19 protein-coding genes are annotated in these 18,571 nt (G+C 63.1%); 17 read left to right on the top strand and 2 right to left on the bottom strand.

Annotated elements, in window-relative coordinates; translation table 11 throughout:
- Nucleotides 1-138: 138 nt before the first annotated feature.
- Entirely contained in the window at nt 139-1,965 is a 1,827-nt protein-coding gene (locus tag G513_RS0108930; protein WP_022976494.1) for a sigma-54-dependent Fis family transcriptional regulator, read from the bottom strand.
- Between the two features lie 63 nt (nt 1,966-2,028).
- Between G513_RS0108930 and G513_RS25750 the strand changes: the two genes are divergently transcribed.
- From G513_RS25750 to G513_RS0108850, 17 genes are all read left to right on the top strand, one after another.
- Nucleotides 2,029-2,166: a hypothetical protein gene (locus G513_RS25750; protein ID WP_156891498.1), complete on the top strand. Its 138-nt coding sequence runs from the start codon at nt 2,029-2,031 to the stop codon at nt 2,164-2,166.
- A 223-nt stretch (nt 2,167-2,389) separates the two neighbouring features.
- Nucleotides 2,390-2,701: a phenol hydroxylase subunit gene (locus G513_RS0108925; protein WP_245563092.1), complete on the top strand. Its 312-nt coding sequence runs from the start codon at nt 2,390-2,392 to the stop codon at nt 2,699-2,701.
- The gene (locus G513_RS0108920) at nt 2,698-3,708 is read left to right on the top strand and encodes an aromatic/alkene monooxygenase hydroxylase subunit beta (protein WP_022976492.1); all 1,011 of its coding nucleotides are present in this window, start codon (nt 2,698-2,700) and stop codon (nt 3,706-3,708) included. Before G513_RS0108925 ends, G513_RS0108920 begins: the two co-directional genes overlap by 4 nt.
- Entirely contained in the window at nt 3,708-3,995 is a 288-nt protein-coding gene (locus G513_RS0108915) for an MmoB/DmpM family protein (RefSeq protein ID WP_022976491.1), read from the top strand. The genes G513_RS0108920 and G513_RS0108915 overlap by 1 nt, the downstream gene beginning before the upstream one ends.
- 20 nt (nt 3,996-4,015) lie before the next feature.
- Complete coding sequence (locus G513_RS0108910; RefSeq protein ID WP_022976490.1) at nt 4,016-5,581, top strand: aromatic/alkene/methane monooxygenase hydroxylase/oxygenase subunit alpha; 1,566 nt, start codon at nt 4,016-4,018, stop codon at nt 5,579-5,581.
- Between the two features lie 16 nt (nt 5,582-5,597).
- A complete protein-coding gene (locus G513_RS0108905; RefSeq protein WP_022976489.1) occupies nt 5,598-5,960 on the top strand; it encodes a phenol hydroxylase subunit P4 in 363 nt (120 codons plus the stop codon).
- 5 nt (nt 5,961-5,965) lie between these two features.
- On the top strand, nt 5,966-7,030 hold the full coding sequence (locus G513_RS0108900; RefSeq protein ID WP_022976488.1) for an NADH:ubiquinone reductase (Na(+)-transporting) subunit F: 1,065 nt from the start codon (nt 5,966-5,968) through the stop codon (nt 7,028-7,030).
- A 65-nt stretch (nt 7,031-7,095) separates the two neighbouring features.
- Nucleotides 7,096-7,500, top strand: a complete 405-nt coding sequence (locus G513_RS22215) for a 2Fe-2S iron-sulfur cluster-binding protein (RefSeq protein WP_084711476.1) — start codon at nt 7,096-7,098, stop codon at nt 7,498-7,500.
- 1 nt (nt 7,501) lies between these two features.
- A complete protein-coding gene (locus G513_RS0108890; RefSeq protein WP_028475327.1) occupies nt 7,502-8,434 on the top strand; it encodes a catechol 2,3-dioxygenase in 933 nt (310 codons plus the stop codon).
- A gap of 102 nt (nt 8,435-8,536) precedes the next feature.
- The gene (locus G513_RS0108885; protein WP_022976485.1) at nt 8,537-10,000 is read left to right on the top strand and encodes a 2-hydroxymuconic semialdehyde dehydrogenase; all 1,464 of its coding nucleotides are present in this window, start codon (nt 8,537-8,539) and stop codon (nt 9,998-10,000) included.
- A gap of 7 nt (nt 10,001-10,007) precedes the next feature.
- Nucleotides 10,008-10,850: an alpha/beta fold hydrolase gene (locus tag G513_RS0108880; protein WP_022976484.1), complete on the top strand. Its 843-nt coding sequence runs from the start codon at nt 10,008-10,010 to the stop codon at nt 10,848-10,850.
- Nucleotides 10,851-10,882: 32 nt separating this feature from the next.
- Nucleotides 10,883-11,665 carry a 2-oxopent-4-enoate hydratase gene (dmpE, locus tag G513_RS0108875; RefSeq protein ID WP_022976483.1) on the top strand — a complete coding sequence of 261 codons (783 nt, stop codon included), beginning with the start codon at nt 10,883-10,885 and terminating at the stop codon, nt 11,663-11,665.
- Between the two features lie 7 nt (nt 11,666-11,672).
- Nucleotides 11,673-12,461 carry a 2-oxo-3-hexenedioate decarboxylase gene (gene dmpH, locus G513_RS0108870; protein ID WP_022976482.1) on the top strand — a complete coding sequence of 263 codons (789 nt, stop codon included), beginning with the start codon at nt 11,673-11,675 and terminating at the stop codon, nt 12,459-12,461.
- Between the two features lie 16 nt (nt 12,462-12,477).
- Nucleotides 12,478-13,383 carry an acetaldehyde dehydrogenase (acetylating) gene (locus G513_RS0108865; RefSeq protein ID WP_022976481.1) on the top strand — a complete coding sequence of 302 codons (906 nt, stop codon included), beginning with the start codon at nt 12,478-12,480 and terminating at the stop codon, nt 13,381-13,383.
- Nucleotides 13,384-13,397: 14 nt separating this feature from the next.
- On the top strand, nt 13,398-14,432 hold the full coding sequence (gene dmpG, locus G513_RS0108860) for a 4-hydroxy-2-oxovalerate aldolase (RefSeq protein ID WP_022976480.1): 1,035 nt from the start codon (nt 13,398-13,400) through the stop codon (nt 14,430-14,432).
- Between the two features lie 32 nt (nt 14,433-14,464).
- Nucleotides 14,465-14,656 (top strand): tautomerase family protein, encoded by a 192-nt coding sequence (locus tag G513_RS0108855; protein WP_022976479.1) that lies wholly within the window; start codon nt 14,465-14,467, stop codon nt 14,654-14,656.
- 82 nt (nt 14,657-14,738) lie between these two features.
- Nucleotides 14,739-17,489 carry a winged helix-turn-helix domain-containing protein gene (locus G513_RS0108850; RefSeq protein ID WP_169560588.1) on the top strand — a complete coding sequence of 917 codons (2,751 nt, stop codon included), beginning with the start codon at nt 14,739-14,741 and terminating at the stop codon, nt 17,487-17,489.
- Between the two features lie 16 nt (nt 17,490-17,505).
- Here G513_RS0108850 and G513_RS26540 read toward each other — a convergent pair whose 3' ends face one another.
- On the bottom strand, nt 17,506-18,405 hold the full coding sequence (locus G513_RS26540; RefSeq protein WP_281167388.1) for a helix-turn-helix domain-containing protein: 900 nt from the start codon (nt 18,403-18,405) through the stop codon (nt 17,506-17,508).
- Nucleotides 18,406-18,571 lie beyond the last annotated feature (166 nt).

The following is an 18,571-nucleotide window of genomic DNA, read 5'->3' as shown; positions in this document are numbered from 1 at the left end:
AATCCGTCCTGGCGGCGTTGGCCATAGGTCGGCCACGGCAGGCGCTGCGTCCGTGCAGCGGCGCCTGCCGATCTTTTTTTCCGTGGCAGCGAGCGGAGCTGAATCCGATCATCCATCCGATCGGAACGAGAAGTTTGCTCAGAGCGAGCCGCCGAGCCCGCGCTGATTGAGCCGATAGACCAGCCTTGCCCGAGTGATGCCGAGCAAGCGCGCGGCGGCCGACAGATTGCCCTTGGCTTTCTCGATGGCGTGCTGCAGCAGGGTGTTCTCCAACTCCGCCTCGATTTCGTCCAGCGAGCCGCTGTCGGCCAAGCCCTGGCCGGACATCAGGCGTTCTATGCGATCGGTGATTGTCTTCAGCGGATTGCCGAGACTGCCAGCAAGGTTCTCGTCGATGTCATCGAGCCTGCCGCTGGTGGCGACGCGGCCATCGCGGCTCAAACCCCAGGTGGGGCTGTCCCAACGCTCGCCGGCCGTGAACAGGTGGCTGACGTCGATGGCGCCGCCGGGGCGAGCGAGGATCACGCCACGCTCGATCATGTTTTCCAGCTCGCGGATATTGCCCGGCAGCTCGTAGCTGAGCAGCGCGTCGATGGCACGTGCAGTGAAGCCGGTCACGTCGCGGCGATGGCGACGAGTGAACTTCTGAAGAAAATGGTTCATCAGTACCGGGATGTCCTCGCGGCGCTCCCGGAGCGGCGGCACCTTGATCGGGAACACGTTGAGTCGGAAATAGAGGTCCTCGCGGAAGCGTCCGGCGCGAACCTCGGCCCTCAGATCCAGATTCGTCGCCGCCACGACGCGGACATCGACCTTGCGCGTATGACTGTCGCCGACTCTCTCGATCTCGCCCTCCTGCAGCGCGCGCAGCAGCTTGCCCTGCGAAGTGAGGCTCAACGTGCCGATCTCATCGAGAAACAGCGTGCCGCCATGGGCGCGCTCGAAGCGGCCCTCGCGAGCCGATGTGGCGCCGGTATAGGCCCCGCGCTCGACACCGAACAGTTCGGATTCGATCAGCGTTTCCGGAATCGCCGCACAGTTGACCGCGATGAACACCTTGTCGGCTCTGGCACTGATCCGGTGGAGCGTGCGGGCGAACACTTCCTTGCCGACGCCGCTTTCGCCGAGAAACAGCACCGTTGCGTTGGTGTCTGCGACACAGCGCAGCATGTGGCAGACCGCGTTGAAACCGGTCGACACGCCGACGATGTCGCCATCGGCGAACATCGCCGCAGTCTCGGCGTTGGGCGCTTCGCCGACCGGCTGGCGGCTGGTCGCGGATAGCCCGCGAGTGAACTGTTCGGCCTGCAGGAAGCTGGCGTCGACCTCGGCATCTTCCCAGGCTTCCACCGGTTTGCCGACGATACGACAGTGGGCGTGGCCCATCGCTCGGCATTCGACTTCGCGGAACAGGATCGGCCGGCCGACGAACACGCTGGTATAGCCGCTCGCATAACCGATCTGGCTCCAGCACACGGGCTCGGCGCTGATGCCATAAGTGCGGACATGCTCCTCCGCTTCCGAGGAGCCGCGCCAGATGAATTCGCCGCGGTAATGGCCGCGCTCGATATCGATCTCCATCGATACCGGCTCGACCAGCACGATGCCTTCCAGCGCGTGCAGCTGCGGACCCACCACGAACATGTCGTGCAACGGCGCATTGGGCCGCAGCTTGCGGGCCAGGTGGGCGTCGTGAGAGCCGGAGTTGTAACCCATCCGGGTCAGCAGGCCGCGTGCGCGCTCGATGCCCAGGCCTTCGATCAGCTCACGACGCAACACGCCCATCGCAGAGGTATGGATCAGCTGCATGCGCTGGTCGTCGAGCCAGATACGGCCATCTCCCGGCGCGAAGTGCAAGCGCGCCATCAAGTCGGCCATGTCGGGCAGGCGCTGGGCATCGACGCCGGCGCTGCTCGGCGTCCAGGCCTGCTCGCGCCGCGGCCGGCTGTTGGTGTCGACAGTCATCGAAAGCTCCTCCTGACATGCCCGCGCTCGTGCGCGAGTCATTCTGATGCCGGTGCAGTCGCGATGAACGACAGACCGCGCGGCAGTGTGGGCGGATTCCTCTCCATCCGCGAGCCCTTTGCGCGTCGCCTTGTTCGCGGCATCGATACGTTTGCAGATTTTCATCAAAGCACCGCAGACGCAGGCTTCTGGATTCAATGAATTTATGAAATCGCTGTGATGAAAGAGCGGAATTCCAATGGATTCCAAAGGCGCTCTGATACCCATAATTCCATTCAACTGAAGCACTTGCCGAGTTGTTGCGCTGCGATCTGCGCGGCATGGCACAACCGGTGCAATGAGCGAGATAACAAACATCTGATTCGACGAGCGCGACGGCATCAGCCGGCACCGATCGAACCGGACTCAAGCGCGGAGGAGAGGCGTGGCACTTCAATCATTTCGCGGGTCACCGCCCGAGCCTTTGCGCACGCCTGATCCGGCATTCGACGTTCATCGCCGCTACGTGCGCTTTCGTGAACTGAACCAGGACAACTATGTGCTGTTCGATTTCGCGATCGGCGATCCCGAGCTGTGGATTGAACTCATCTTGCCGGTACCGGCCTATCAAACCTTCTGCCGCGAGAACGCGGTCACTTACCTGACCCGCGAGCAGGAAGACGCAGTCGATCACGAACGATCCAAGTGGCGTTACGGCCAGCCTGGAATGAACAACGAACAGGAGCAGGACGGATGAACGTCGATATCAAGACCACCGCGGTCACGCAGATACGCCAGACCTTCTCGCATGTCGCGAGGCAGATCGGCGGTGACAAGCCGGCGTCGCGTTACCAGGAAGCGACGATCGGCATGCAGCCGATGGTCAACTTCCATTACCGGCCGCTGTGGCAGCCGGAAATGGAGGTTTACGATGTCCGCCGAACCAAGCTGGTGATGCGCGACTGGTACACGTTCAAGGACCCGCGCCAGTATTACTACGGCACCTACACCATCGCCCGCTCGCGCCAGCAGGAGACGATGGAGCGGAACCTGGAATTCGTCGACAAGCGCGGCCTGCTGCGCGATCTGCCGGAAGCCTTGCGCGCCAAGCTGATCTTCACGCTGGTGCCTTTGCGTCACGCCGAGTGGGGCGCGAACACCAACAACTGCTACATGACCGCCTACGGCTTCGGCGTGGCGATCACCCAGGCGACGATGTTCCACTCGATGGACCGCCTCGGCCTGGCCCAGTACCTGAGCCGCATCGGTCTGTCGCTGGATGGCAACAGCGGCGACTCGCTGGCCGAGGGCAAGCGCCTATGGCTGGAAGAACCGGCCTGGCAAGGCATCCGTCGCCTGATCGAGAACATGATGGTCTGCGAGGACTGGTTCGAGCTGTTCGTCGCTCAGAACCTGGTGCTCGATGGCCTGCTGCAGCCCTTGGTATTCCAGAATTTCGAACAGGGCTTCGCCAAGGCCCATGGCCCGGCGCTGAGTCTGGTCACCGAGTTCAGCAACAACTGGTTCGACGAAACCTCGCGCTGGGTCGACGCCACGATCAAGACCGCCATCGCCGAATCGCCGGCAAATGCCGAACTGGTTCAGCAATGGATTGCCGACTGGCGACTTGCTGCGCGGGAAGCGCTGGTGCCGTATGCCGCGGCGGTGTTCGTCGAAGCTGCCGATGACGAATTGAGCAGCGTTGAAGCGGTATTCGACAGCCGGCTGGCCAAGCTTGGTTTGAAAGCGAAGGCAGCTGCCTGATGAATGCCATTGCCAAGGACAAGGTGTTCATCGCCTTTCAGACCAATGACGAAACCCGGTCGATCGTCGAAGCGATCGAGGCCGACAACCAGGAGGCCATCGTCATCCGCTATCCGGCGATGGTGAAGATCGAAATGCCGGGCCGCCTGGTCATCCGCCGGGAAACGATCGAAGAACTTATCGGCCGCGCCTACGACCTGCGCGAGCTGAATCTGAACCTGATTTCGCTATCCGGAAACATCGACGAGTCGGACGACGAGTTCGTCCTGTACTGGAACCAGCACTGAATAGACTGAGGAATTGACCGATGAACATGCCAACCAATCCGCAGAAGCCTGCGAAGAAGCTCAGCCTGAAGGAAAACTACAGCCATCTGACCCGCGGACTCGGCTGGGACACCAGCTACCAGCCGATGGACAAGGTATTTCCGCAGGACAAGTTCGAAGGCATCAAGATTCATGACTGGGACAAATGGGAGGACCCCTTCCGTCTGACCATGGATGCCTACTGGAAATATCAGGGCGAGAAGGAAAAGAAGCTCTACGCGATCGTCGATGCCTTCCAGCAGAACAATGGTCAGTTCAACGTCACTGACGCTCGTTACATCAACACGCTCAAGCTGTTCCTGACCGGCGTCAGTCCGCTGGAATATGCGGCCCATCGTGGCTTCGCGATGGCCGGCCGCAACTTCCGGGGAACCAGCGCCCGGATCGCAGCGCAGATGCAGGCGATCGACGAGCTGCGCCACGCGCAGACGCAGGCGCACACGATCAGCCACTACAACAAGTTCTTCAACGGCCTTCACGACTACACGCACATGCATGATCGCGTGTGGTACCTGAGCGTGCCGAAGTCCTACTTCGAAGATGCGATGAGCGCCGGGCCGTTCGAGTTCGTCACCGCAATCTCGTTCTCGTTCGAGTACGTGCTGACCAACCTGCTGTTCATGCCGTTCATGAGCGGTGCGGCCTACAACGGCGACATGGCGACGGTGACCTTCGGCTTCTCGGCGCAGAGCGATGAATCGCGTCACATGACGCTCGGGCTCGAAGTCGTGAAGTTCATCCTCGAGCAGGACCCGGGCAATGTGCCGATCGTCCAGAAGTGGCTCGACAAATGGTTCTGGCGTGGTTACCGCCTGCTGGCGCTGGTGTCGATGATGATGGATTACATGCTGCCGAAGCGCGTGATGTCCTGGGCCGAGGCCTGGGAGATGTACTTCGAGCAGAACGGCGGAGCACTGTTCAACGATCTGACTCGCTACGGCATCCGCATGCCGAAGTACCACGAGGTTGCGGCGAAGGAAAAGCATCGCTTGAGCCACGAGACCTGGGCGACGTTCTACAACTACACGCACGCCGCTGCCTTCCACACCTGGGTGCCGGAAGAGAGTGAAATGAAATGGCTGTCGGAGAAGTATCCGACCACCTTCGACAAGCTCTATCGCCCACGCTTCGAGCATTGGCGCGAGCAGCAGGCGAAGGGCGAGCGCTTCTACAACGGCACCCTGCCGATGCTCTGCCAGCTATGCCAGATCCCGATGTTCTTCACCGAGCCGGACGACCCGACCAAGATCTGCTATCGCGAAACGACATATCGCGACGAAAAATTCCACTTCTGCTCGGACGGCTGCAAGGACATCTTCGATAACGAGCCGGAGAAGTACATCCACAGCTGGCTGCCGGTGCACCAGATCTACCAGGGAAACTGCTTCCGCCCGGGCACCGATCCGACCGCGCCCGGCTTCGATCCGCTGGCCGAGGTGCTGCAGTACTACGGCTTCCATGTTGGCGAGGACGGCGGTGAATACCTCGGCTCGCTGGACGCGAAAAACTGGAAAGCCTGGACCGGCAAGCCAGCCGTTTCCGAATAAGCAGAGGAGACACGACATGAGCGTTGTCGCACTGAAGCCCGGCTACAGCGGGGACATGAAGGACCGCGTGGAGAACTTCCACGGCAAGCAGCTGCTGTACATCGGCTGGGAAGACCACCTGATGTACTGCGCGCCGCTGTGCATTCCGATCGAGGGATCGACCCCGTTCGGAGCGCTTACCGCAGCGGTGATCCCGAGCCTGTATCCGGCCCATCCGGACACCGGAAAGATCAACTGGGACGAAGTCGAATGGTTCCGGTCCGGCGAGCGCTTCACGCCGGACCCTGCCCAGTCGCTGGCTGCCAACGGCCTCGGCCACAAGGCGAGCCTGCGCTTCCGAACCCCGGGACTGACCGGCATCAAGGGCTCCTGCACGTAAGCCAGATGAGCTACCAGATCACCATCGAGCCGTTGGGTCATACGGTTGAAGCGGAGGAGGGTCAGACGATTCTCGACGCCTGTCTGCGCGCAGGCGTCTGGCTGCCGCACGCCTGCTGTCATGGCCTGTGCGCCACCTGCAAGGTGCAGGTCGTCGACGGCGATTACGAGCATGGCAACGCCTCGCCGTTTGCGTTGATGGATTTCGAACGCGAGGAACGCAAGGCGCTGGCCTGCTGCGCGACCGTCACCTCCGATGTGACCATCGAGGCCGATGTCGACGAAGATCCCGATGCGCGTCACTACCCGGTGCAGGACTTCGAAGGCGTGGTCGAAGAGATCGTCGCCCTGTCGCCGACGATCAGGGGCATCCGCATTCGCCTGCCCGGTGAAGGCATCGCCTTCCAGGCCGGGCAGTACGTGCAGGTGCAGATTCCCGGGCTCGATCAGCCGCGTGCGTTTTCCCTGGCCAGCCGGCCGGACGATCCGACCTTGGTGGAACTGAACGTGCGCCGGGTGCCGAACGGACAGGGCACCACGTATCTGCACGATGTGTTGAAGCAGGGCGACACGATCCGCTTCACCGGGCCGCTCGGGCGCTTCTTCGTGCGCCTGTCCGATCCCCAGCCGTTGATCTTCATGGCCGGCGGCTCCGGATTATCGAGCCCGCGTTCGATGATTCTCGACCTGCTGGCCAGCGGCGAGCAGCGCGACATCACGCTGGTCTACGGTGCCCGCAATCGCGCCGAGCTTTACTACGACGAGGAGTTCCTGGTGCTCGCGAGCCAGCATCCGAACTTCCACTACCTGCCGGCATTGAACGAGCCGACCGAAACCTGCAACTGGACCGGTGCCCGCGGCTTCGTCCACGACGCAGCGGTGGCTCACTTCGGCAACGACTTTCGCGGTCACCGCGCTTATCTGTGCGGGCCGCCGGTGATGATCGAAGCCTGCATCCGCAGCTTGATGCAGGGACGCTTGTTCGAGCGCGACATCTACACCGAGAAGTTCCTGACCTCGGCTGACGGCGCCAATGCGCTGGCGCGTAGCCCCTTGTTCCGGTCGCTTTGAATGAGCCATTCGATGCACGTGTGCTCTCGCTGGTCGGCACACATAGGCGTTGTGAGCACGCCTGGATGAGCCATCGCATTCGCATCGTTGGTCTCGCCGACGAGCAGCCTTCACCGGAGAGCACCAGCTTCGAGGTTCGCGCCGACGAACACCTGCTGTGCGGCATGGAGCGTCTCGGCCGCCGAGGCATTCCGGTGGGCTGCAGGGGCGGCGGCTGCGGCGTCTGCAAGGTGCAAGTGCTCGCGGGTCGGTACCACACCAACAAGATGAGTCGTGATTGCGTCAGCAGCACGGAAGAGACGCAAGGCTACGCACTGGCCTGTCGGTTGTACCCGGACACGGATCTCGATATCCGCGTGGCCGGGAAGATGGGCAGGGCATTCACGAAAGCGGAACTGAGCCCATCACAGGGTGGAGATTCCGTCACCGCCGGCAAATCGCCGGCATTCGATATGAGCTGGAGGAACTGAAATGGCTTTGACTGGAGTGCTGCGTCCGGGGCATGTGGCCCTGCGGGTGCTGGACATGGAAGCATCCATCCACCACTACACCCACGTGATGGGTCTGCTGGAAACCGCCCGCGACGACAAGGGCCGGGTGTTCCTGAAAGCATGGGATGAACATGACCATCACAGCGTCGTGCTGCGCGAAGCGGATTCTGCCGGCATGGACTACATGGGCTGGCGCGTCGATTCCAATGCGACCCTGGAGAAGTTCGCGAAGGAAATCGAAGAGTCGGGTCTCGCCAGCGAACTGAGCTGGGTCGCGGCCGACGAACATCCGCAGACCGGCCGTCGATTCCGCTTCACCACTTCCACCGGCCACGTCATGGAGTTGTATGCCGAGAAGGGAAAGGTCGGCAATGGCATGCCGACGCTCAATCCGGAGATCTATCCGGACGGCCTGAAAGGCATGTCGCCGAGCCGCTTCGATCATTGCCTGCTGTACGGCGATGACCTCGACAACACGATGAAGCTGTTCATCGAGATCCTTGGCTTCACACTCACCGAACAGGTGATTGCCGGGCCGGACAAGCTGGTGATCAGCGCGTTCATGACCTGCTCGAACAAGCCGCACGATGTCGCCTTCATCCGGCAACCCTGCAAGGGCAAGTTTCACCACGCCTCGTTCCTGCTCGACAACTGGGGCGAAGTGCTGAAGGCCGCAGACCTGATCAGCCGCAACCGCGTGTCGCTGGATATCGGCCCGACACGCCACGGCATCACGCGCGGCGAAACCATCTATTTCTTCGACCCGAGCGGCAACCGCAACGAAGTGTTCTCCGGCGGCTACATCAGCTATCCGGATCGCCCGGTGCTGACCTGGACCGACGACGAGCTGGGCCGCGCGATTTTCTATCACGACCGCAAGCTCAACGAAGCCTTCCTGTCGGTCGTGACCTGAGAGCGGGAATGAATGGGGCGCGATGCAGAACTTGTATCGCAGCCTCCTGAAAACAACAGCACCTCAACAAGGTTCATGAACAATGCGTGAGCGAGACAGACTGTGAAGCAATTCCTGCATTTCATCGGCGGCGCCTTCGTGCCGTCCGACAGTGGCAAGACGTTCGAGAACCGGAACCCGATCGACAATTCGCTGATCGGCCTGGTCAGCGAAGGCGGCCGCACGGAAGTCGAGGCAGCCGTCGCCGCTGCGCGCGCAGCAATGAAAGGGCCTTGGGGCAAGATGCCGGTCACCAAACGCGCCGAGCTGCTGCACGCGGTGGCCGACGAGATCAATCGCCGTTTCGATGACTTCCTGGCCGCCGAAGTCGCCGACACCGGCAAGCCGATGGCGATGGCCTCGCACATCGACATTCCGCGTGGCGCCGCGAACTTCAAGATGTTCGCCGACGTGATCAAGAACGTGCCGACCGAGACGTTCGAGATGGCCACACCCGATGGCGGCGAAGCGCTGAACTACGCGATCCGCAAGCCGCGCGGCGTGATTGCCGTGGTCTGCCCCTGGAACCTGCCGCTGCTACTGATGACCTGGAAAGTCGGCCCGGCGCTGGCCTGCGGCAACACGGTGGTGGTCAAGCCATCCGAGGAGACGCCAGCCACGGCGACCCTGCTCGGTGAAGTGATGAACAAGGTCGGCATTCCGAAAGGCGTCTACAACGTCGTTCATGGCCTCGGTCCGGATTCTGCCGGCGAGTTCCTGACCTCGCACCGCGATGTCGACGCGATCACCTTCACCGGCGAAACCCGCACCGGCCAGGCGATCATGGCTGCGGCCTCGAAGGGCTTGCGGCCGGTGTCGTTCGAACTGGGCGGCAAGAACGCCGGCATCGTCTTCGCAGACGCCGATTTCGAGGCCGCCATCGATGGCATCGCCCGGTCTTCGTTCGTCAACTGCGGGCAGGTCTGCCTCGGCACCGAGCGTGTCTATGTCGAGCGGCCGATCTTCGACAAGTTCGTCGCCGCCCTGAAAGTCCGCGCCGAAGCGATGAAGCCCGGCGTGCCCAGCGACAAGGCCACCGGTATCGGGCCGCTGATTTCCCAGGAGCATCGCAGCAAGGTGCTTTCGTACTACGCCAAGGCCAAGGCCGAAGGCGCGACCATCGTCACCGGTGGCGGGGTGCCGGACATGCCGGGCGAACTGGCCAGCGGCGCCTGGGTGCAGCCGACGATCTGGACCGGCCTGCCGGAAACCGCGAGCGTGGTTCGCGAGGAAATCTTCGGGCCCTGCTGCCACATCGCGCCGTTCGACAGCGAGGACGAAGTCGTGGCACTGGCCAATGACACACCCTACGGCCTGTGCACCACCGTGTGGACGCAGAACCTGGGGCGCGCGCATCGCATTGCCGGCCAGATCGATGTCGGTCTGTGCTGGATCAACAGCTGGTTCCTGCGCGATCTGAGAACGCCATTCGGCGGCAGCAAGCAGTCCGGCATCGGCCGCGAAGGCGGCGTGCACTCGCTCGAGTTCTATACCGAGCTGCGCAACGTCTGCATCAAGTACGCATGAGGACGCCATGACTGCCAACAGCAATCCGGAAATCGGCCTGAGCATCGTCGCCGCAGGCATCCGCACCAACTATCACGACCTCAACAGCAGCGCGCCGGGCGTGCCGCTGCTGCTGATCCACGGCTCCGGCCCGGGCGTCAGCGCCTTCGCGAACTGGCGGCTGGTGATGCCGAAATTCGCCGAGACCCGCCGCGTCATCGCGCCGGACATGGTCGGCTTCGGTTTCACCGATCGTCCGGTCGATCATCAGTACTCACTGGATCGCTGGGTAAGTCATGCCATCGGCCTGCTCGATGCACTCGCGCTGCCGCAGGTCGATCTGGTCGGCAATTCCTTCGGCGGTGCCTTGTCGCTGGCGCTGGCCATCCGCCACCCCAAGCGCGTGCGCCGACTGGTGCTGATGGGCGCAGCCGGTGTGCACTTCGAACTGACACCAGCGCTCGATGCGGTCTGGGGCTATCAGCCGTCGTTCGAAAGCATGCGTCGGATGATGGATCTGTTCGCCTACGACCGTTCCCTGGTCAATGACGAACTCGCGCAGCTGCGCTATCAGGCCAGCATCCGCCCCGGCTTCCAGGAATCGTTCTCGGCGATGTTTCCGGTCCCCCGTCAGCGCTCGATCGATGCGCTGGCCAGCCCGGAAGCCGACATCTCCCAGCTTGCCCACCAGACCCTGGTCGTCCACGGCCGCGAGGATCAGGTGATCCCGCTTTTCACTTCGCTGAAGCTCGCCCAGCTGATCCCGAACGCGCAGCTGCATGTGTTCGGCAAATGCGGCCACTGGACCCAGATCGAACATTCGGCGCGCTTCGCGCGGCTGGTCACCGATTTCCTGCAGGAAGCGGCTTGAGCGCTGGCCTGCACTGAACAGACAAGATCGACATGAACCCACAAGACATTCGCCAATACGGCGACGAGTTGTACGAAGCACTGGTCTCGCGCCGTGCCGTGGCACCGCTCACCGAACGCCAGCCCGAGATCACGCTTGATGATGCCTACCGCATCCAGCTGCGGATGATCGAGCGGCGTCTGGCCAACGGCGAAACGATCGTCGGCAAGAAGATCGGCGTCACCTCGAAAGCGGTGCAGGACATGCTCAAGGTCTACCAGCCGGACTTCGGTCAGCTGACCTCGGCCATGGTCTATCACGAAGGTCAGCCGATCCCCGTCGACACGCTGATTGCCCCGAAGGCGGAGGCCGAGGTGGCCTTCATCCTGAAAGCCGATCTGAATGGCCCGGGCATCATCGCGGCCGATGTGTTGCGCGCCACCGATTACGTGCTGCCGTGCTTCGAGATCGTCGACAGCCGCATCCGCGACTGGAAGATCAAGATTCAGGACACCGTCGCCGACAACGCCTCCTGCGGCGTGTTCGTGCTCGGCGGCACGCCGCGATCCCTGCGCGGCTTCGATCTGTCGGTGGCCGGCATGGTCGTCGAGAAGAACGGCGACATCGTCAGCACCTCGGCGGGTGCCTCGGTGCAAGGCTCGCCGGTCAATGCCGTCGCCTGGCTGGCCAACACCCTCGGTGCGCTCGGCATTCCGCTGAAGGCCGGCGAAGTGATCCTGTCCGGCTCGCAATCACCTCTGATGCCGGTTGTCGCCGGCGATTCCTTTACCTGCAGCGTCGGCGGCCTCGGTGGCTGCTCGGTGCGCTTCGTCTGAGCTCGTCATGACTCTCGATAACAACACCATCCAGCAACTCGCCGCCCATCTCGAAAACGCCGAGCTGAGTGCCACCGCCGTCACCAAGATCACCGATGCCCATCCGCAGCTCGACTGGGATGATGCCTACGCCATCCAGGCCGCGATCCGGACCCGCAAGGAGTCGCGCGGCCATCGCATTGCCGGCTTGAAGGCGGGACTGACCTCGCGCGCCAAGATGAAGCAGATGGGCGTGGAAACGCCGGTCTTCGGCCTGATCTTCGATTACATGAGCGTCGCCGATGGCGGCGAGATCGATACCAAGAAGCTGATCCATCCGAAGGTCGAAGCGGAGATCGCGTTCGTGCTGAAGAAATCGCTGCGTGGTCCCGGCTGCCATGTCGGCGCCGTGCTCGCGGCCACTGATTTCGTGGTGCCGGCAGTCGAGATCATCGACTCTCGCTACGAGAACTTCCGCTTCGATCTCGCCAGCGTGATCGCCGACAACACGTCTGCTTCGCGCTTCGTCGTCGGTGGCGTCGCCCGCAGTGTCGAAGGCCTGGACCTGCGCACGCTCGGTCTGGTGATGGAGAAGAACGGCGAGATCGTCGCGATGGCCGCGGGTGCCGCCGTGCTCGGCCATCCGGCGGTGGCGGTGGCTGCGCTGGCCAATCATCTGGCGACGCGTGGCGAGGAGATTCCTGCCGGCACTTTCATCATGAGCGGTGGTGCGACCGAAGCGATTCCCGTCGCGGCCGGAGACGCCATTTCCGTGCGCTTCCAGGACCTCGGGTCCGTATCGATGCGCTTCGTCTGAACCTGAGATCCAAACCATGAAAAGAATCCGCTGCGCGATCATCGGCCCTGGGAACATCGGGACGGACCTGCTGTACAAGCTGAAGCGTTCGAGCGTGCTGGAGCCGGTGTGGATGGTCGGCGTCGATCCGGAATCGGAAGGTCTGGCGCGGGCGCGGGAATACGGCCTGAAGACCACGGCCGAAGGGGTGGACGGCCTGCTGCCGTTCGTGGCCAGCGACAACATCCAGATTGCGTTTGATGCCACCAGCGCCTACGTCCACAAGCAGCACTCCGATGCGCTGACCGCGCTCGGCGTGATGATGATCGACCTGACGCCAGCCGCGATCGGCCCGTTCTGCATCCCGCCGATCAACCTGAAAGCCCATGCCGGCAGCCGGCAGATGAACGTCAACATGGTCACCTGCGGCGGCCAGGCGACGATTCCGATGGTCTACGCCGTATCCCGCGTGCAGAAGGTGTCGTACGCCGAGATCGTGGCGACGGTGGCCTCGAAATCGATTGGCCCCGGCACCCGCAAGAACATCGACGAATTCACCCGCACCACGGCCGCTGCCGTGAAATCAGTCGGCGGTGCCGAACGCGGCAAGGCGATCATCATCGTCAACCCGGCCGAACCACCGTTGATCATGCGCGACACCGTCCATTGCCTGACGGTGGACGCACCGAAGCAGAAAGAGATCGAAGCCTCGGTGCGCGAGATGCTCGCCGAAGTCCAGAAGTACGTGCCCGGCTACCGGGTCATGAACGGCCCGGTGTTCGACGGCAACCGGGTCACCACCTTCCTGCAGGTGGAAGGGCTCGGTGACTACCTGCCGAAGTACGCCGGCAACCTCGACATCATGACCGCCGCGGCCGCCCGCACCGCCGAAATGTTCGCCGAAGAAATCCTCGCCGGGCGCATCACGCCCGTGGCCGCCTGAAGGAAGCACGATCCATGAATCTCAAAGGCATCAAGGTCAGAACGCATGACATGTCGCTGCGCGACGGCATGCACCCGAAACGCCACCAGATCAGCATCGAACAGATGCAGAAGATCGCCACCGGCCTCGATGTCGCCGGCGTCCCGCTGATCGAAGTCACCCATGGCGATGGCCTCGGTGGCGGATCCGTCAACTACGGCTTCGCCGCCGCCAGCGACGAAGACTATCTGCGCGCCGTCATCCCACTCCTCAAGCAAGCCAAGGTCTCGGCCTTGCTGATTCCGGGCATCGGCACGGTGGACGACCTCAAGGTCGCGGCCGACTGCGGCATCCACACCGTCCGAGTCGCCACCCACTGCACCGAGGCGGATGTCAGCGAACAGCACATCATCGCCGGCCGCAAGCTCGGCCTCGACACCGTCGGCTTCCTGATGATGGCGCACATGTCCGAGCCGGAAGCCCTGCTCAAGCAAGCCAGATTGATGGAAAGCTACGGCGCCCAGTGCATCTACGTCACCGACTCCGCGGGTTACATGCTCCCGGACGACGTCAGTGCCCGAGTCGGCCACCTGCGCCAGCATCTGAACGCCGACACCGAACTCGGCTTCCACGGCCACCACAACATGGCCATGGGCATCTCCAACTCATTGGCGGCGATCGAAGCCGGAGCAAGACGCATCGACTGCGCCTGCGGCGGCATGGGCGCCGGTGCCGGCAACACGCCACTGGAAGTGTTCATTGCGGTCGCCAACCGGATGGGCATCGAGACCGGGGTCGACCTGTTCAAGGTCACCGACGTCGCCGAAGACCTGGTCACCCCGATCCTCGACTTCCCGGTGCGCATCGACCGCAACTCGCTGACTCTGGGCTATGCCGGCGTCTATTCGAGCTTCCTGCTGTTTGCCCGAAGAGCCGAGGCCAAGTACGGCGTGCCGGCCCGCGAAATTCTCATCGAACTGGGACGCCTGAAGATGGTCGGCGGCCAGGAAGACATGATCGAAGACACCGCCATCAATATGGCGCGTGAACGTGGGTTGAGCGCCGCCTGATCTCGTTATTCCCTTCACAGGAGTGCAGGCCGATGCCGATTGCCCATGTCCATCTGATCGAAGGGCGCAGCGATGCGCAGAAGGCGGCTGTGATCGCCAAGGTGACCGCCGCGCTGGCCGAGGCTGCGGAGGTGTCACCCGAGGCCGTGCGCGTGCTCATCCATGACGTGCCCAAGGTGAACTGGGGGATCGGAGGCCACTCCGCCAAATCCCTCGGCCGCTGATCTCGCGCCATACTCAGGTCCTCGCATGCAGCCGAGCGGACAACCTATAAGTCCGCCGCGCCCGCAGAGAGGAGGAGGAGCCATGTCGCATAGCAGCAGCCTTGGTGCGTCATTGACGACCAAGCTCATGCCGCCGACACAGCGAAGCGTGCTGGTCGACCGGCCCCAGTTGATTGCCCGCATCGAACGCGGCCAGGAGCAGAAGCTGCTGCTGGTCTGCGCGCCGGCGGGTTATGGCAAGACCAGCGTGCTGGTCCGCGCGCACTCGCAGCTCAAGGCCGCAGGACGCAGCGTCGGCTGGATCAGCCTCGACGAGAGCGACAAGGATCTGAGCCGTTTCATCTCATATCTGGTCGACGCCGTGCGCCGCACCGGCATCCGCTTCGGCCAGGGGCTCGCGATCCTGCTCAGCGGCGGCGCGAGCCTGCCATCGGACACGCTCAAGACGCTGCTGCTGAACGAGCTGTCGACCCTGGATCAGGACTTGTTCCTGATCCTCGATGACTACCATCTGATCGCCGATGAGGACATCCGGGATCTGGTCAACGCCATCCTGCTGTCGCCGATTCCCCACATTCATTTCCTGATCGCGACGCGCACGCACAATGAGCTGCCGGTCAGCCGGCTGCGGGCGCTCGGACAACTGCATGAGGTCGCCGTGGCCGACCTGATGTTCTCCGAGCTGGAGGTCGGGGAGTTCGTCGCCAAGGTCAGCGGCGTACAGCTCAGCGAGGCGCAGGTCACGCGCCTCCGGGAAGGCACCGAGGGCTGGGTCGCCAGCCTGCAGATGGTCGGCATCGCGCTCAGTGACAGCGGCGACATCGATCACTTTCTCGATCGCTTCTCGGGCGAGCACCGGAGCATCGGTGATTTTCTGGGCGAGGAAGTGCTGCGGCGCCAGCCCGAGGAACTGCAGGACTTCCTGCTTGCGACATCGATCCTGAACCGGTTCAACTGCAGCCTGAGCAATGCCGTGCTGGAGCGCGAGAACGGACGGGCGATGATCGACGAGATCGAGCGTCGCAATCTGTTCGTCTTCTCGCTGGATGCCGAGCATCACTGGTATCGGTATCACCACCTGTTTTCCGATTTCCTGCGCCGCCGCCTCAAGGACCGCCACCCGGATCGCGCCGCGGAATACCACCGGCATGCGTCGCGGTGGCTTGCCGAGCACCGGTTCATGATCGAAGCGATCGGGCACGCCTTCAATGCAGGCGATAGCGCCCGCGCCGGCGAGCTGCTCGACAGGGCCAGTGGCGATCTGTTCGCGGCGGGCCAGACTGCAACCTTGCTGTCGCTGTCATCGCGCCTGCCCGGCGAACTGCTGCATCGCTTGCCGCGTCTGCAGCTGGAGTGCGCCTGGCACAGCGAGCTGTCCTGGAAGTTCACCGACGCCAAGCTCGCGCTGGAACATGTGCGGACGGCGCTTGACGAGCGGCTGGAGCACGGCGAAGCGGGCAGCTGCCCGGAAATGGTCTTTCTAGAGGCGAAGCTGGCGCATCGGCAGATGATGCTGGCCCTGCTGTCGGATGATTCGGCGACGACGCTCCGATTGGCGCAGGCCTGGTTGAAGGACGGCAAGACACGGGATCCCTTCATGTGTGCGTCGGCGGGCTCCGCAATCATGGCGGCGAATCGCGAGCTGTTCCATTGCGAGGGCGTCACTACGTCGAGTCGGATGCTGCATGAGCGCTTCATCGAAGGCGGTGCGTCTTACGGGGTCGTCTTCCATCAGTCGATCGCGGGGGCGACGTTCATGGCCCGTGGTGATCTGGCGCATGCGCAGGAGGCGTACGAACGAGCCCTGCAGGTGGCGGTGGAGCTCCATGGCGAGCACTCGACGCTGTACAACATGCCCGCCCTGATGTTCGCCGAGTTGTACTACGAGCGAGACCAGCTGCATCAAGCGGAAGAGATTCTCGCGCAGCGCGAAATCGCTTCCGAGCTGGGCTTCGTCGACAACCTGATTGCCGGCTTCGTCACCTCGGGACGACTGCTGATGCTGCGTGGGCGCCGCATCGAGGCCGAAACGCTGCTGGAGGACGGCGCCTGGCTGGCAGCGCAATACGGCTTCGAGCGCATGCAGGCCGCCATCCTCAACGAGCGTGTGCGCGTGCTGCTGCTCGGCAACGGCGTGAAGGAAGCTCAGGCCCTGGTTCGGGCCAGTGAGTTCAAGGATGGTCCGGAGGCCGCGCTGGCACCCAGGGAAGGATCGACGACCCGGGAAGAGCTGCTGGCGCTGGTCGCGGCGCGCTTGCTGCTGGCTGCCGGCAACGCCCGGGAGGCGGCGACTCAGCTCCGGCTCTGGTACGTGTTCACCAAAGGCCGGCACTGCCATCGCTCCGCGTTGCGCTGTGGCGTCCTGCTGGCGAAAGCGCTGTCTGCCGCTGGCGATCGCCGCGCGGCGCTGAGAGTCATGGTCGAATGTCTGCAGATGGGAGAAAGCGGCTGCTTCATCCGCTCGCTGATCGACGAGGGCGCCGATATCGTCGATCTGCTGATGGAGATCGAGCGGACCAGCCTGCCCGAGGGCGGTTCCTGCTCCCAGGACTATCTGCGCATGGTGCTGGCGGCAGTAGGCGTGCTCGATCGCCTTCCCGCTGAACGTTCGTCGCCGGAGAACGGTTCCGCGGATCACGCCTCCTTGAGTCAACGGGAAATCCAGATCCTCGACCTCGGCGCCAAGGGCTACCAGAACCTCGATATCGCGGAATCCCTGTGCCTCGCGGAAAGCACGGTGAAATGGTACTGGCAGCGAATCTTCGACAAGCTCGATGTGCGTCGAAGGCCGGATGCCATCAAGCGCGCGCGGCAGCATCACTGGATCAGCTGAGTATCAGCGCGCAGTTTCAGTTTCTGGACGCTGCCTGGCGGAGCATCACTTCGCGGAAAGCCAGTGGCTGGAAACCATAGCGCTGCTTGAACTGCCGGCTGAACGCGGCGGCGCTCGAGAAGCCGAAATTCAGGGCGATATCGATCACTTTGCGGCTTTGCTGGCGCGGATCTCCGAGGGCTTCCTTGCAGCATTCCAGACGGATGTTCCGGATCGCTTCATTCGGCGTCAGATTCTGTCGCTCGAACAGGTAGTACAAGGAGCGACGGGACATTCGCAGCGCCGTGGCGAGCGAATCCGAGTTCAGTGCATGGTCGCCGATCCGCTTGATGATCACTTCCAGTGCCCGGTCCAGGGGGCTGCGCTCCGGTGGCTGGCAGGCTGCGGCTTCGAGATCCTGCCGTTGCCGGAGCGACAGCGGAAGATCGCTGACTTTCCGATGCCGCTCGATCCCGAGCCAGGCATCGAACAGGGATTCATCGATCCGGAAGTGTCGTGACCACTGCAGCGCGACGGTGCGTACCCGGCCGAGAACCAGGCGGAACGCAGCGCCCTGCTGAAACGAACCGAGCATGGCCGACCGAAGCCGTGCAAAGGTCTCCGCGTCCCAGACGTCCTGCGGATTGTGCAAGCCGACGAACCATCGATAGAGCAGGTTGTATTGCAGTTGCTCGGCCAGCTGGTTGTCGCAGCGGAACGAGTAGAGGGCCTGCAGCAGTAGCGCCCGGATGATCCGCTCATCAAGGAGCGGGAACTCGGTGCCTCTGGTCGCGACAGTGGCCTCGGCCTTGTCCAGCGAATGGCGGACGATCTGGTCGATGACGTGAAGCGGATGGCACTCGCGGCCGTCTGCCTGCCCGGGCGGTGGATCGACGAAGACGGACCGAGTGCCGATGCCGGAAAACTCGACATCCATGACGGAGTCGCCGCTCGACTCCGAGTAATCAAAACGTTCCATGCCGTCTCCTCTCTGATCGCGGTCGTGCCGGATCTCGCGTTATCGATGCGGCTCAAGCCGCTTTTTCCGTCGAGCGATCGTCCGGTCTGATGCGATCTCTGTCACCGACCGCGAAGACGGGTGA

The sequence above is a fragment of the Nevskia ramosa DSM 11499 genome, from assembly GCF_000420645.1.
GTDB lineage: Bacteria > Pseudomonadota > Gammaproteobacteria > Nevskiales > Nevskiaceae > Nevskia > Nevskia ramosa.
This window is presented reverse-complemented; position numbering and strand designations above follow the sequence as displayed.

Coding starts and splice junctions, on each gene's coding strand:
- G513_RS0108930 (WP_022976494.1), bottom strand. CDS start 1,965: ATGACTGTCGACACCAACAGCCGGCCGCGGCGCGAGCAGGCCTGGACG.
- G513_RS25750 (WP_156891498.1), top strand. CDS start 2,029: ATGAACGACAGACCGCGCGGCAGTGTGGGCGGATTCCTCTCCATCCGC.
- G513_RS0108920 (WP_022976492.1), top strand. CDS start 2,698: ATGAACGTCGATATCAAGACCACCGCGGTCACGCAGATACGCCAGACC.
- G513_RS0108915 (WP_022976491.1), top strand. CDS start 3,708: ATGAATGCCATTGCCAAGGACAAGGTGTTCATCGCCTTTCAGACCAAT.
- G513_RS0108910 (WP_022976490.1), top strand. CDS start 4,016: ATGAACATGCCAACCAATCCGCAGAAGCCTGCGAAGAAGCTCAGCCTG.
- G513_RS0108905 (WP_022976489.1), top strand. CDS start 5,598: ATGAGCGTTGTCGCACTGAAGCCCGGCTACAGCGGGGACATGAAGGAC.
- G513_RS0108900 (WP_022976488.1), top strand. CDS start 5,966: ATGAGCTACCAGATCACCATCGAGCCGTTGGGTCATACGGTTGAAGCG.
- G513_RS22215 (WP_084711476.1), top strand. CDS start 7,096: ATGAGCCATCGCATTCGCATCGTTGGTCTCGCCGACGAGCAGCCTTCA.
- G513_RS0108890 (WP_028475327.1), top strand. CDS start 7,502: ATGGCTTTGACTGGAGTGCTGCGTCCGGGGCATGTGGCCCTGCGGGTG.
- G513_RS0108880 (WP_022976484.1), top strand. CDS start 10,008: ATGACTGCCAACAGCAATCCGGAAATCGGCCTGAGCATCGTCGCCGCA.
- dmpE (WP_022976483.1), top strand. CDS start 10,883: ATGAACCCACAAGACATTCGCCAATACGGCGACGAGTTGTACGAAGCA.
- dmpH (WP_022976482.1), top strand. CDS start 11,673: ATGACTCTCGATAACAACACCATCCAGCAACTCGCCGCCCATCTCGAA.
- G513_RS0108865 (WP_022976481.1), top strand. CDS start 12,478: ATGAAAAGAATCCGCTGCGCGATCATCGGCCCTGGGAACATCGGGACG.
- dmpG (WP_022976480.1), top strand. CDS start 13,398: ATGAATCTCAAAGGCATCAAGGTCAGAACGCATGACATGTCGCTGCGC.
- G513_RS0108855 (WP_022976479.1), top strand. CDS start 14,465: ATGCCGATTGCCCATGTCCATCTGATCGAAGGGCGCAGCGATGCGCAG.
- G513_RS0108850 (WP_169560588.1), top strand. CDS start 14,739: ATGTCGCATAGCAGCAGCCTTGGTGCGTCATTGACGACCAAGCTCATG.
- G513_RS26540 (WP_281167388.1), bottom strand. CDS start 18,405: ATGGATGTCGAGTTTTCCGGCATCGGCACTCGGTCCGTCTTCGTCGAT.